At 42.2% G+C, this 14,126-nt stretch carries 11 protein-coding genes; 8 read left to right on the top strand and 3 right to left on the bottom strand.

Annotation, left to right across the window (positions count from 1 at the left end; all coding sequences use genetic code 11):
- Nucleotides 1-94: 94 nt before the first annotated feature.
- Both D7Z94_RS26100 and D7Z94_RS16610 read left to right on the top strand, forming a co-directional pair.
- Nucleotides 95-1,414: a hypothetical protein gene (locus tag D7Z94_RS26100; RefSeq protein WP_158594664.1), complete on the top strand. Its 1,320-nt coding sequence runs from the start codon at nucleotides 95-97 to the stop codon at nucleotides 1,412-1,414.
- 42 nt (nucleotides 1,415-1,456) lie between these two features.
- Nucleotides 1,457-2,962 carry an OmpP1/FadL family transporter gene (locus D7Z94_RS16610; protein WP_120712696.1) on the top strand — a complete coding sequence of 502 codons (1,506 nt, stop codon included), beginning with the start codon at nucleotides 1,457-1,459 and terminating at the stop codon, nucleotides 2,960-2,962.
- Between the two features lie 53 nt (nucleotides 2,963-3,015).
- On the opposite strand, the gene D7Z94_RS16605 is transcribed toward D7Z94_RS16610, so the two are convergent.
- Together D7Z94_RS16605 and D7Z94_RS16600 are read right to left on the bottom strand one after the other, a co-directional pair.
- Nucleotides 3,016-4,461 (bottom strand): T9SS type B sorting domain-containing protein, encoded by a 1,446-nt coding sequence (locus D7Z94_RS16605; RefSeq protein WP_120712695.1) that lies wholly within the window; start codon nucleotides 4,459-4,461, stop codon nucleotides 3,016-3,018.
- A 129-nt stretch (nucleotides 4,462-4,590) separates the two neighbouring features.
- Complete coding sequence (locus D7Z94_RS16600) at nucleotides 4,591-6,396, bottom strand: T9SS type B sorting domain-containing protein (protein ID WP_120712694.1); 1,806 nt, start codon at nucleotides 6,394-6,396, stop codon at nucleotides 4,591-4,593.
- A 136-nt stretch (nucleotides 6,397-6,532) separates the two neighbouring features.
- Here D7Z94_RS16600 and folE point away from each other — a divergent pair, with 136 nt between their 5' ends.
- The 6 genes from folE to D7Z94_RS16570 all read left to right on the top strand — a co-directional run bounded on the left by folE (nucleotide 6,533) and on the right by D7Z94_RS16570 (nucleotide 11,328).
- Nucleotides 6,533-7,216 (top strand): GTP cyclohydrolase I FolE, encoded by a 684-nt coding sequence (gene folE, locus D7Z94_RS16595; RefSeq protein ID WP_120712693.1) that lies wholly within the window; start codon nucleotides 6,533-6,535, stop codon nucleotides 7,214-7,216.
- 12 nt (nucleotides 7,217-7,228) lie between these two features.
- Nucleotides 7,229-8,710 carry a cysteine--tRNA ligase gene (cysS, locus tag D7Z94_RS16590; RefSeq protein WP_120712692.1) on the top strand — a complete coding sequence of 494 codons (1,482 nt, stop codon included), beginning with the start codon at nucleotides 7,229-7,231 and terminating at the stop codon, nucleotides 8,708-8,710.
- 96 nt (nucleotides 8,711-8,806) lie between these two features.
- A complete protein-coding gene (gene yidD / locus D7Z94_RS16585; RefSeq protein WP_211341796.1) occupies nucleotides 8,807-9,028 on the top strand; it encodes a membrane protein insertion efficiency factor YidD in 222 nt (73 codons plus the stop codon).
- 184 nt (nucleotides 9,029-9,212) lie between these two features.
- Nucleotides 9,213-10,175, top strand: a complete 963-nt coding sequence (gene lgt, locus D7Z94_RS16580) for a prolipoprotein diacylglyceryl transferase (protein ID WP_120712690.1) — start codon at nucleotides 9,213-9,215, stop codon at nucleotides 10,173-10,175.
- Between the two features lie 119 nt (nucleotides 10,176-10,294).
- Complete coding sequence (locus D7Z94_RS16575) at nucleotides 10,295-10,783, top strand: DUF192 domain-containing protein (RefSeq protein WP_120712689.1); 489 nt, start codon at nucleotides 10,295-10,297, stop codon at nucleotides 10,781-10,783.
- Nucleotides 10,784-10,788: 5 nt separating this feature from the next.
- Entirely contained in the window at nucleotides 10,789-11,328 is a 540-nt protein-coding gene (locus D7Z94_RS16570) for a GNAT family N-acetyltransferase (RefSeq protein WP_120712688.1), read from the top strand.
- 21 nt (nucleotides 11,329-11,349) lie between these two features.
- Here D7Z94_RS16570 and D7Z94_RS16565 read toward each other — a convergent pair whose 3' ends face one another.
- Nucleotides 11,350-14,118 (bottom strand): phosphoenolpyruvate carboxylase, encoded by a 2,769-nt coding sequence (locus tag D7Z94_RS16565; protein WP_120712687.1) that lies wholly within the window; start codon nucleotides 14,116-14,118, stop codon nucleotides 11,350-11,352.
- Nucleotides 14,119-14,126: the final 8 nt, after the last annotated feature.

Below are 14,126 nucleotides of genomic sequence, written 5' to 3'. Positions count from 1 at the left end.
ATCCGTAGTTTGGCACAAAACTTGTGCATGTGTATGCAAAATAACTCGGTAAAACTAGTTATTTTTAATATGTCCAACAATTAAAATTACTATGATGATACGTTCTCTACCCCACTGCAAAATATACCCTTTGGCCTTTGCCATTAGTATCAGTTTTTTGGTCGTTTCCTGTGGATCCTATCAACAGGCTTCCTATTATGATAATGATGGTATCTATACCAGTGATAATGTCCGCGTTGTTGAGAAAAACCCACAACAAGGCAGATCGGTCAAAAAACAAAATGAGAGCAACGCTTATGCCGATTATTTTGGACGGCAGGCAGATGAAGTGGAGGAAATTCTGGAAGACGAAATCTTTACAGATATCGATTCCTACAGCAGTACTGTTGAAAATGACAGTATAGCCGAGCAGGATCGGTTAACAGATTATTTTGACAATAACGATAATGATTATGTAGGCTATGCAGGATGGGGAGACAATGCCACCAGTGTAAATATCAATGTATATGACAACAACTGGGGCTGGGGCGGCGCCTGGGGCTGGGGCGGAGGCTTTGGCTGGGGTTGGAACGATCCATGGCTCTGGAACGGCTGGGGCGGAGGAGCTTGGGGTTGGGGCTGGAACAACCCATGGAGATGGAACCGTTGGGGCTGGGGCGGCGGCTGGGGCTGGAACAACTGGGGTTGGGGCGGAGGCTACGGCTGGGGCTGGAACAACTGGGGTTGGGGTGGCTACTATGGTCGTAACAGAAGCTTTGCCCTAAATAGAGGTAGGCGTGGCTACTATAATAGGAATGCCGTTGCCGGTACCGGTAGAAGTAATTTGCGAACTAGGACGTCCAATGTGAGGAATAGAGGTACATCACCCAGGTATAGAAGCAATACGGCAAGATCTAGATCTGCCGTGACGCGAAATGGCACGACCCGAAATTCAAGAAATTATAGAAGCGGAACTACGGCCAGAAGAACCGTAGGCGTAGACAGAAATAGAGCTTATAGAACAAGTAGGAGTACTCGGGCCGTGCCCAGGTACAACAGCTCTTCCAGAAGTCAAAGTTATAGAAACGGAACGGCCAGAAACGGCACCTATAGGAGCGGATCTAGGACTACTGCACCAAGAAGTTCGGGCTACAGTTCAGGAAGTCGCACAAGAAGTAGCAGTGCTTACAGAGGTTCAAGCTCCAGAAGCAATCAGTCCTATAGAAGTTCGTCACCCAGAACGGGCAGTTATCGCTCCTCAGGAAGTCGAAGTTCAAGCTCAAGGAGCAGTGGAAGCTACCGCTCTGGAGGCAGTTCCAGAAGCTCCGGGGGAAGCTATAGAAGCTCAGGGGGATCGTATAGGTCCTCTGGCGGAGGTAGGTCATCCGGAGGTGGTCGGTCTTCAGGTAGAAGTAGTGGAGGTAGAAGAAATTAAGCCCATAAAATCATCAAGAACTTTAGTACTAAATTTTCGATCATGAAAAGTCATTTAACTTTCATCATGCTATTGGCATGTGCAGTAACCAGTGCCCAGAACATCAGCGATGTATTGCGCTATAGTACAGAAAATATTCAGGGAACCGCTCGCTTTCAGGGAATGGGAGGAGCCTTTGGGGCTCTAGGCGGAGACTTGTCCGCCTTAAATACCAATCCTGCCGGTTCGGCGGTTTTTAACAATAGTTTGTTCTCGGTTTCCGGCACCCACTATACTATGGACAATACAGCCAATTATTTTAATGGTACAAATGGAACTACAACACATGATGTTGATCTGAACCAATTGGGAGGTGTATTTGTTTTTAAAAACACCGATGCCAATTCAGATTGGAAAAAATTCTCGCTTGCCGTCAACTACGACGTGGTGGAAAATTTTGACAACGAGTTTTTCGTTGCCGGTAACAGCAACCAGGGTATAGATAATTACTTCCTGGATTTTGCACAAGGCGTTCCTTTCGGTTCAATATTGTTGCAAGATGGTGAGTTCCTGGAGGAAGCGTATTTGGATATTGGTGCTGTACAAGGTTTTGGAGATCAGCAGGCATTTCTAGGCTATTATGGTGGAATAATTGATCCAGCAGAATTAGAGGATGCCAACACTACATACATCAGTAATGCGGACTATAGCTCTGTTAATCAGGAATTCTTGAGAAGTACTTCCGGTTACAATAGCCGATTTACCTTGAATGTCGCTTCCCAATATCGGGAAACGCTTTATCTTGGCGCTTCAGTGAATTTCCATAATTTGGTTTATGATAGATATGATCAATTTACAGAAAACGGATATGATGCCGATTCCGAAATCCAGTTCACTACTTTTGATAATCTTTTGCACACCGAGGGTACCGGTTTTTCGTTCAGCTTAGGCGCTATCGCAAAATTAAACGAGTTCATAAGAATCGGAGGAAGTTATCAATCCCCGACATGGTACCGATTAACGGATGATCTATCTCAACGAATCAACTCCGACCTTGCCGATGATGATATCAATTTTATTAATTTCAATGTAGTCAATCTATTTGAGGTATACAGAATTAAAACCCCGGGAAAGATTACGGGAAGTTTGGCGCTAGTTTTCGGAAAGAACGGTTTGCTAAGCTTTGACTATGGCTATCAAGATATGTCACAAGCTGAGTTAAGACCTGACAACGACCCCAGCTTTACTGTGGTAAATACAGATATTTCAAACCAATTAGGTACGGTTTCCTCATTTAGGGTCGGTGGGGAATATAGAATTGAGCGATTTAGCCTTAGGGGAGGATACCGCTTTGAACAAAGTCCATATGAAGATGGGAATATTGTAGGAGATCTGGAGGGAATATCAGGTGGTATTGGCTATAGCTTTGGTGCAAGTAGAATTGATCTTGCCGTAAACAGAACGGAACGGGACGTGGCAGAATTTCTTTTTGATACGGGCCTTACGACTCCGGCTGCCGTAAACCGATTAAATACAAATGTAACCTTAGGCTTTACCTTGAATTTTTAAGAAATATAAGAACTAATAAATAGTAGTTATGGCGGCCAAATGGTCGCCATTTTTTATCGCTTTAATGTAAAATGTGTTTTCCTGGTCTTTGCTACCACCAACCCTTCCTCGTCTTCAGAGTATTCAAACCTAAACCAATAATCCGAAGAAGGCATGGGCCTTCCATTAAAGGTACCGTCCCATCCGATCGTAGCAGCATTTAATTGTTTTAAAAGCTTGCCGTAACGATCAAATATAAATACTGACGGATCATTCAAGGTCTCTATTCCAAGTACGTTCCATGCATCATGAATTCCGTCCCCATTGGGTGTAAAGAATTTGGGATAACCTACAACTAGAAATTCCAGAGGCTCCGTAGTACCACATCCATTCTTGTCATTGATGATCAGTGTATTTAAGCCCGGCGGAATATCCCTAAAAACCGGATCGTCCTGAAACTCGCCTCCATTAATGGCATATTCATAATCCCCGTCCCCGTCTACAAAGATTTCAATGTTGTTCATGTCAGGATCCTCGGATAAATTCGTATCCAAGATTTCTACCCGGTCCAAGACGGGAATTCCATAGAATGTAATAAGAATTCCTCCAACATCGGCAACGGTTGGTGGCGTACCTGTAATTGTAGTAATTTCTGCGAAATAGCGCCCGGAGTTCGGACTGGCAACGATCAATTCGGCACCAAATGGCCCGGTACCGGTCAAGGCATCGTCAATAACCCCGTCATCTTCGTAGTCCACCGTCCAAGCTACATTGGCAATATCGGCACCTGCCGGAGAGTTCAATGCACTAAGCGTTATATCCGGGTCACCTTCACAAGCAATGATGTCCAATCCTAGAAATTCATCTCGCAACGTACAATCCAGCGCAGTATTTTGGTCATCCTCTACGGAAGTACCGGTAAAAACAATAGAATAAGGTTCTGGATCTCCATCAAAATTAGTATTGAAATTATTTATAAGAATGTAATAGATTTCTCCAGGCTGTACATCCAACCACTCATCGTATGTATTTTGGCTGCCTATCAAAAAGGGAGCTCCCTGTTGTCCATTTTCCGGGTTAACCCCAATTCCTGTAAAATTCGTATCATTTACCTCATAGTTACACCGAATAGGTTCTGCAGTACCATTACTTATATCCGCGCAATCCACATCAGGACCATAAACGGCAAAATCCCACTCAGCGGTGACCGTTCCGGAACCTCCTACCGGCAATGCTTCGATATCAAAACCTACTTGTCCTCCGGTTCCAGCCCTAAATACGAACCAAGAAGTATTGTTTTCTATGTTTGCGGAGGCCACACTTCCTTTTTCCAAACAACCAGATCTTCGAATGATATCGGGATCAAAATCATCGATGTCACCACTACCGTCTGCCTCAAAGAATAAAGGACCTTGATCGGCACATACGGGAATAGCAGTTCTACAGTCCGGTGAGTTTTGTGCCTGTATTTCCGAAGTAGCTAGAAATAGGGCACAAATAGCAAAAAAAAGTGTTCGCATAGGGTATGGGGCTTACGTTACACTATTAATCACTAAGAATAACTCGGATAGGTTAGATTTAGTATATTTTGAACGAAGATTTCTGCCGTTTATCGATGAACTGCTTAAGAAGTGGAAAGTTCAAGAGCTTTAGCGACGCAATGAAAAGTGGTTATTTATATATTTAGCAGTTGTTAGCTCGCCGTTAGCGTCCACGTAGGTAAGCCTAAACCAGTAATCCGATGATGGCACCTCCTGACCATTGAACCTACCATCCCAACCAATGGTGTTGGAATCCAAACTCTTTAGAAGTTTGCCAAAACGGTCAAAAATAGAAATAACAGGGTTTTGAAGGTTTGATATTCCGATGATGTGCCAATCATCATTTATATTGTCCCCATTGGGCGTGAAAAATTTAGGGAAGCCTACCACGACTATATTTTCCGTTACGGCACCACAACCGGATCGATTATTTACAGTAACGCTATGCATTCCCGGAAGTACTTCTGAAAAGACATTTGCGGATTGATATGGCCCATCATCCAAACGGTATTCAAAGTCACCTTCAACATTGGTGATTACCGTTACGGAATTGTTATTTTGCACATCTTCTATGATAATATCCGTTATTTCCGGTGGTCGAGAGACCCTGACTCTTACGGTCAAGGAACTTGTACAGGTTTCACCGTTCTGTGAGTTCGTAGCGGTAAGAGTATACGTGCCTTCCTGTGATACTATAATGGAAGAGGTTGCCTCTCCGGAACTCCATAAGTAATGGAACCCGACGTTTGGAAACGGATCTCCTATAGCTATTCCTGAATTATCCTCACAAATCTCTACCTCCGTAGGAAAGTCTAACACCGGGGTTTGCAAAACCGTTAATTGGAATTGCTGGGACACATCAAAACATCTTGGGTTCTCCAAAGAACTGACCCTAACATAAATAGTCTGTGCCCCTATTCCCGGAATATACTGTTCAGGAAGGACATTCATACCATTCACAGCATCAGAATAACTCGTATAGTAACTAACTCGAAATTCCTGTGGATCCTGACTTCCCAATACCTGGTTATTCTTTTGGGAAAGGTTATAGCCCCCCAAGTCCGAACAAATTGTATCATCAGATATTGGAAAGGACATGGGAAGGGCAGAAAATGCAACTTGTACCTCACTTATTATTGTACTACCGGAAGGCAAGGAGACCCTTGTCCTATATAATGCCGAATTGGTCACCTGCAATGTGGCATTGTTCTCCCCAGATATAAGCTGAAAACCATTTCCACCGTCTATAAACCATTCATAATTTGTTGCATTCGAAGTAGTTGCATCCAATAGTACGGTATCATTTTCACAAGCGGATATAGGAGGTCCCAATAAGTTGTCAATAATGGAACAATCCAAGGCATCATAGGGATTTGTAACAAAAATCTGCCCCGAGAATTGAATAGAAAATCCAGAGTTGTTGTTGCTAAAATTATTGATGAGTAGATAATAATCCTGCCCAGATGTTACCTGAATCCAATCTTCATATTGCACATTGGTGGTATCTCCAGAAGGATCCTCTCCTATGCCTATAAACGTATTCGCGTCTTGATTGTCAAAAAAATTGCACCGGATCGGATCGCCTAAATTGTTACAATCACTGGTTTGGTATAGGGCAAAATCCCAATCTTCATTGCTATCTATTCCGATGTTTATTCCTAATTGCCCGCTGGCTCCTGTTCTAAAACGGTACCAAGCGGAGTTGGATTCAATGGCTCCGACCAAGGCTTCCTCCAAACATCCGCTTGTAGCGGCCCCATTGAAATCATCTAGACCAAATCCATTGGTACCCCCGTTTACGGGAGTGTTATTGCAAATGGGTATGGCATTGCTACAATCCGGAGAAACCTGAGCCACTGCATTTTGAACCCTCATAAAAAAGACCAAGGCCAAGATGGCTACAATACATCTCATAGGTAGGTATAATTCTGGAATTTATAAATTTAAAAAGGGGTTTGTGTTAACACTAATTTATGTTGTGTAGAAGGACAAATAGAGCGTAAAGTGCCATTTTATGTATATCTTTGCGCTTCGAACAAGCCACGGCAAAATGAAAATGGACAGCACATTGGAAGAGCATTTTGAGGAGATGGGAGACGACCATGTTTCCGCTTCCGAAGAAACCCCTTTGCGGAAAGACGCTTTTATTTTAGAAGATGGGGAAAAGATCGAAAGAATACAGCAGAGTATTAGGGATATAATGCTCACCTTGGGACTGGACCTTGACGATGATAGCCTAAAAGGAACACCCAATAGAGTTGCCAAAATGTTTGTCAATGAAATCTTCAGTGGTCTGCATCCTGATCGAAAGCCAAAATCCTCTACGTTTGAGAACAAGTACAAATACGGGGAGATGTTGGTAGAAAAAAATATAACCCTCTACTCCACATGTGAGCATCATTTATTGCCTATTGTGGGTAAGGCGCATGTAGCCTATATTTCCAATGGAACGGTAGTGGGACTCTCTAAAATGAACCGTATTGTAGACTATTATGCCAAAAGGCCACAGGTCCAGGAACGGATGAACATCCAAATCGTAAAGGAACTTCAAAATGTGTTGGGAACGGAAGATGTAGCCTGTGTAATAGATGCCAAACATCTTTGTGTAAATTCCAGGGGAATCAGGGATGTTGATAGTAGTACGGTAACGGCGGAATATGGCGGAAAATTTAAGGAAGAGGCAACACGTCGTGAATTTTTGGATTATATTAATCTGGATACCCATTTTGAATAGCCCTGCCAACGTATGCAATTGTACAAAAGCCAGAACTTAAAGGTCCATAACTCACTTTCCGGAAAAAAAGAAGTTTTTAAACCCTTGAACGAAGGGCATATTGGTATGTATGTATGTGGACCAACGGTATATAGCAATGTGCATTTGGGAAATTGCAGAACCTTTATGTCTTTCGATATGATTTTCAGGTATCTGAGGCATTTAGGTTACAAAGTTAGATATGTTAGGAATATTACCGATGCAGGGCATTTGGTAGATGATGCTGAAGATGGAGAAGATAAAATTGCAAAAAAGGCACGTTTGGAGCAATTGGAGCCCATGGAAGTGGTACAACGCTACACCGTAGATTTTCACAATATTCTAGAAAAATTCAATTTTCTGCCCCCCAGTATAGAACCTACGGCAACCGGGCACATTATAGAACAAATAGAAATTATTAAGGATATTATTAAAAAAGGGTATGCCTACGAGATAAATAGTTCAGTCTATTTTGATGTAAGTAAATTTAACGACTCTCATGAATACGGAAAATTGAGCGGAAGAAAATTGGAGGATATGATTGCCAATACCCGTGAACTTACGGCACAGGATGAGAAAAAAAGCCCACAAGATTTTGCACTTTGGAAAAAAGCGGAGCCACAACATATAATGCGTTGGCCTTCTCCTTGGGGCGATGGTTTTCCAGGTTGGCATTTGGAGTGTACCGCCATGAGCACCAAATACCTAGGTGAGACTTTTGATATTCACGGTGGTGGAATGGACTTGAAATTTCCGCACCACGAATGTGAGATTGCCCAGGCCGAAGCAAGTAACGGACTTTCTCCTGTAAAATATTGGCTACATGCTAACATGCTGACTCTGAATGGCAAAAAGATGGCAAAATCTACCGGAAATAATATCCTGCCGGGAGAAATTTTCTCAGGTGAGAATAACATCCTGAGTAAACCATTCTCGCCGTCAGTTGTGCGTTTTTTTATGATGCAGGCCCATTATGCCAGTATTTTGGATTTGAGCAATGAAGCGCTTTTGGCCTCTGAAAAAGGCTTTAATCGTCTAATCGAGGCAATGGATACCCTTGCCAAATTAGAAACCAAGGAATCAACGGATTTTGATTTCAACGCATGGAAACAGCAATGTTATGATGCCATGAACGATAATTTTAATACGCCGATCCTTATTGCCCACCTTTTTGATGTGGTAAAACACATTAACCTTATAAAGGACGGGAAGGAAAGTATTACCTCGGAACATAAACAAGCTTTGCAACAAAGCATGCATTCCTTTGTTTTTGATATCTTGGGCTTGGAACAAAATTCGGATAACAACAAGGATTCCGATAAACTTGAGGGCGTTGTGGAATTGTTGATCCAATTACGTAACGAAGCACGATCTAACAGGGATTTTGCCACTTCGGACACTATTCGAGATCAATTGGCAGCTTTGGGAATTCAATTAAAGGATGGCAAAGAAGGTACTACATTTAGTATTTCTTGAAGCCATACATGCCCTTAGGAAACCAGTCATTATCCAAAGCAACCTCATCCTTGCAGGGAAACAAATGCTATGGTCACCGAAACAATTTCGGCACTTATGAAAAAAATATTGATAGCCCCATTTGTTCTCCTTGTACGGTTTTATCAAACTGCAATCTCCCCTTACACCCCGGCTACTTGCCGTTACTCCCCTACTTGTTCACAGTATACTTTGGAAGCATTGCAAAAACATGGTCTTTTTAAAGGAGGATGGTTATCCATAAAAAGAATTTTTAGCTGCCATCCTTGGGGTGGAAAAGGATATGATCCCGTACCATAGGCTTCAAATTAACGTACAAGTTCAAGAATCAAGTTGGTAATCAATAGCGAAAATGTAGCTTGTCTACTTTCTAAAAAAGGTAAATCAATCGAAAAAAACATACTTCGTTTATCTGTATTCTAGTTTCCAAAAACCGAAGTGGTCTAGTTTCTATTTTTTATCTTAGCCCTTCAAAATAATGTATATGTACTTTTTAGGTATCATCTGGAATCCGAACGAGACACTTTTTAATCTTGGGCCCATACAAATCAAATATTACAATCTACTGTGGATCGTAGCCTTTGCCCTGGGATGGTTCATCATGAAACGAATTTTTCTCCAAGAAAAAAAAACAGTGGAACAATTGGATTCCCTGCTTATTTATACTTTACTGGCTACCATGCTGGGAGCCCGCCTGGGCCATGTATTCTTCTATGATTGGCCCTATTATCAAAATCATCTGCTAGAGATATTACTACCCATTCGTGAAAATGCCAATGGCAGCTTACTAGGTTTCATCAAGGGCTATGAATTTACCGGGTTCACTGGATTGGCCAGCCATGGTGCTACAATAGGGGTTATCATAGGCATGTACCTCTACAAGCGTAAATATCCCGAGTTTAATTTATTATGGTTGTTGGATAGAATGGTGGTTCCCTTTTCAATTGGCGCTTTTTGTGTGCGTTTGGGAAATTTTTTCAATTCCGAAATCAATGGGAAAGTTACTGATGAATCCTTTATTTTTGCCACCAAATTTGTTCGCGATTCGGATGACATGCATCCCTCCAAGGCAATGGCCGTAACCCAGGAACAATCTGTTAATGAAGCCTATAGTGCCTTGGTAAACAATCCACAGTTTTCGGAATATTTAAATCAAATCCCCTATCGGCATCCGGCCCAGCTCTATGAAGGTGTCGCCTACATTTTCGTTTTTCTCTTGTTGTACTATTTATATTGGAAAACGGATAAGAAAAACAAAACGGGCTATTTGTTCGGGCTCTTTTTGGTATTACTCTGGACCATCCGCTTCTTTGTGGAATTCGTGAAAAAAAGTCAGGGTGGTTTTGAAGAGTCTCTTGGGCTTTTATCCACAGGACAATGGTTAAGTATCCCATTTGTTTTAATAGGATTGTATTTTATGCTAAGACCAAAGGTCAGTAAACATTGAGCAATGTTCAATTGGGAAAACCTAAGGTATCATATCATGTTCTACTTATACTTTTTACAAACTTGGAGATACCATAGTAAAGTTTAGTGTTCCACATTCTTCTTTTAATTTTCAAAATAATGAAATCCCATAGATTTATAATTTACCTTTTTGTCGGCTTCTTGATCCTCCAATCCTGTAAGGAAGAATCCAAAAAGGTCATTAAAACCGAACCCGTAGTTTTTACCAAGGAAGGAGAACTCCAAATTTTTAATATGGAGACAGATTCCATCCTGACCAAGATTGATATTGAAATTGCGGAGACCAGCTATGAAACGGAAACCGGACTCATGTACCGTAAAGGCATGGAAGAGCATCAAGGTATGCTATTCATCTTTGAAGATGTGCGCTTGCACAATTTTTATATGAAGAATACTGAATTTCCTCTTGACATTGTCTACGTTAAGGATAACATGACTATTGCCAGTTTTCAAGAAAATGCCCAACCTTTGGATGAAAAAAGTTTGCCCTCCAAAGTTCCCGTACAATATGTTTTGGAATTGAATGCCGGTCTGGTCCAAAAATGGGGATTGAAAGTTGGTGATAGCATCGCCTTTAACAGATTGTAGGCAAAATGGGGTTACTTCTAAATGGGGAGGAGACAAAAAGATTGAAATTTCGAAATTTATTGTCCATGGATTTTGAGGCCTGGCTCCCATTTCACAAAGATCCGCGAAGTACCCAATATTGGGAGGGGCTACCTAAAGACCCTCAGACAGCTTGCCGAGAACAGTTCGATAGAGTATTTGAACGCTACGAAAAAAAATTAGGAGGAATGAACGCCCTAATTCTTAAATCCGATGGAAACCTAATTGGAATTTGTGGCCTATTGATACAAACTGTAGATGGGCTACAAGAATTGGAAATAGGCTACTCCATCCTTCCTGAATACTGGAAACAAGGTTACGCCACAGAAGCGGCGGTAAAATGCAGGGAATATGCGTTTAAAAATAAATTGGCGGATTCCTTAATTTCCATCATACATGTGGATAATAAACCTTCCCAAAAAGTAGCACTAAATAATGGGATGCATCTGGATAAAACCACCATATACAAGGACAACCCGGTTCAAATTTATAGAATACGGTCTCCTTTTACGATTTCCCAGAATTGAAATTTTCAGGCCCGTTGAACACTAACCCGTATTTCGGTTTGCACTGGCAATGGCGTTAATGGTCAACATCAATTCTGTTTGGGTTTTCTCTGCTGCTTTTGAATTTTGCTTACGCTCTTCCCGCCATTTTCCCAGAAGTTCTATCTGTTTTTTATGCAACGAGGTCATAAGTGTTGTACGAAGCTGATTGGAATAATAATGGTTCTTTCGTCTTTCTTTGATGTCCTTTTCCAAAAGATCGTACAAGTGATCGCGCATGGACTTTAACTCTTCCAGAAATTTGGATAGGAACGCTTTCCTAATATCGGTATCCGGCACCAATTCTGCATACATACTCATTATTTCTTCATCAGTAGCGGCCAGGCTGCTATCCACATTGGTAAAAACGTATCGTAAAAAGGGATCTTCCTTCAACGCTTCCTTCAATTTACCGTAATCCTCCGAATGGGACGACTTCAAATTTTTAAGTGCAGTTCCAAGACCGTACCAACTAGTCATATGATATCTGGCCTGACTCCAAGAGAATACCCATGGTATCGCCCTAAGGTCCTCCAGGGAACTGGCGCCGGTCCGTTTAGCGGGCCTTGACCCTATTTTACTGGTTTCTATGGCATCTATTGGAGTTGCCGTTCTAAAAAATGCAATAAAACCTTCCGATCGTATCAGTTCTCCATACCGTTCCTTACTTTCATTGGCCAGCCACTCTATGATTTTTGCATGTTTATGAAAGGTTTTTTCCTTACTCTGTTCCAATAACGTCTTACTCAGGGTATTGGCCACCAGCAATTCTATATTATAGGCTGCGTTTACCCTATTGGCATATTTCTGGGCAATGGTTTCCCCCTGTTCCGTTAATCGAATGTCTCCATTTGGAGAACCGAAAGATAGGGCCTGAATAAAATAATGTGTCGGTCCCGAGCCGCGACTTATAGACCCTCCCTTCCCATGGAAGAATCGAATATCCACACCAAAGTCCTTACCAACCTGCGCAAGCCTATATTGGGCTTTGTATAAATTCCATTGACTTGCCATAATACCGCCATCTTTGTTGCTATCACTATAACCGACCATAATCTGTTGCCTTGGACGTGCGAGCTTCTTCTGTCGTTGTTCATATTCCAAGGATCGCATCACCATGGAATTACCAAGATATTCTTTCAAGATAGAAGGGCCATTTTCCAAATCCTCAATGGTTTCCAATAGAGGTACTACATGAACTTTACAGACCAATCCTTCATCGGCCATAAAGGTAAGACCAGCTTCCTTGGCCAACAGATACACTGTTAACAAATCGGAAAAGGAGCGTGTCATGCTAACAATAAAGGAGCCGATACAATTAAACCCATATTTGGCCGTATGGGCCTCTACAGCACGATAACATTCCATCACAGTCTGGGCCTCGTTTTCCAATGGGGTCTTGGGATGAACAAAAGGTCGGGCATGCTGCAATTCATCTAATAGGAACCGGGTTCTTTTATCCTCGTCCCAGTCGCCAAAGGAGTATTCTTCCAATTGGGCAGCCTTTAATAATTGAGAAACCGCCTTATCATGAAATGCGCTGTTTTGCCTGATATCCAAAGCCGCTAGATGAAAGCCGAACACCTCAACGATACGTATTGCTCCTGTAATATCGCCATAGGCCATGGATTTGGCTCCAAAATGTAACAACTCCTTCTGTAAAATCAGTAGGTCATTACGTAATTGTGAAGAATGTATATAAGCCCCTTGCACTTCGGAGAGCTTGGTCGCATGGCCTCTTTCCGTATCTACTGGCAATTTGGCGATCATTAGGGAAACCATTTGTCTAAAGGCTTCCCCTTTATTCCGGTTTAGCGCCTCAGGGCCTTTGTCACCTAGATCGGCGCTCATTTCCTGAAGCCTTCCTTGATATTCCGTACTACAGTTCTTCAAACTATGGGTCAAGCTCAGCCGTCTCACCAATGCGTTAAGTTTTCTACGGATGACTACGAAGGCATTGAGACGTAATTGAAGTAACGTATGCCGGGTTACCTCCGCGGTCACCAATGGATGGCCGTCACGATCGCCCCCTACCCAATTCCCAAAAGAAATATGAGGGTAAAAATGATGGGATCTCAAAGTTTCGCTATTGAACCCAACGATGGACAGGGCATGTTCCAAACGGTTATCAACAATGGAAATAACCTGCGGGAAAACGTTCACCAAATAATGCAATATGTTTCTGAATTCCGAGTCTACGTCCGGTTTTTCCAAATAGATTTCCCCAGTTTTCCACAAGCGGTAAAGGGTCAATTTAATGGTCTCCCGAATTCTTTCCTTCTCATGATTGGAATACATCGTATTTTCCAACTGCACCAACAATAGATACAGTTCTCTATGGTGCTCCAAAACGGTTGCCCGTTTGGCCTCCGTAGGGTGTGCGGTCAATACGGGTTCTACGGATAATTTCCCCATGGTGTCCAAAATCTCCCTTTGGGTAAAGCCCTGCTCCTTTAAAGACTTTAAATTCCATGCCCAAAGGCCATTGACCCCCGCAAAATCGTCCTCTTCCAGCTTCCTCCTATTTTGAACGGCACTGTTGATCTCAACCATATTCACTAATTGAAATACCAAGGAATAGAGTTGTACAACCTTTGGAGTAATCGAAACATCCTTAGAGGTACCTTCTTGAATCCATGGAATACCATCGGCAATGCCCTCCTCCCCATTTTCAACGAGAACTTCATAAAGGGCTTCCAATAAGAATCTGAGATCTATATACGCCTTTCCAATTTCTTTTTCTACTTTCTTAAGAGTAATCCCTTCTGCCATGCGTCCGT

It is taken from the genome of Ulvibacterium marinum, from assembly GCF_003626755.1.
In the GTDB taxonomy this organism is placed as follows: domain Bacteria; phylum Bacteroidota; class Bacteroidia; order Flavobacteriales; family Flavobacteriaceae; genus Ulvibacterium; species Ulvibacterium marinum.
The sequence above is the reverse complement of the archived record's forward strand: the minus strand, read 5'-3'. Positions and strand labels throughout refer to the sequence as shown.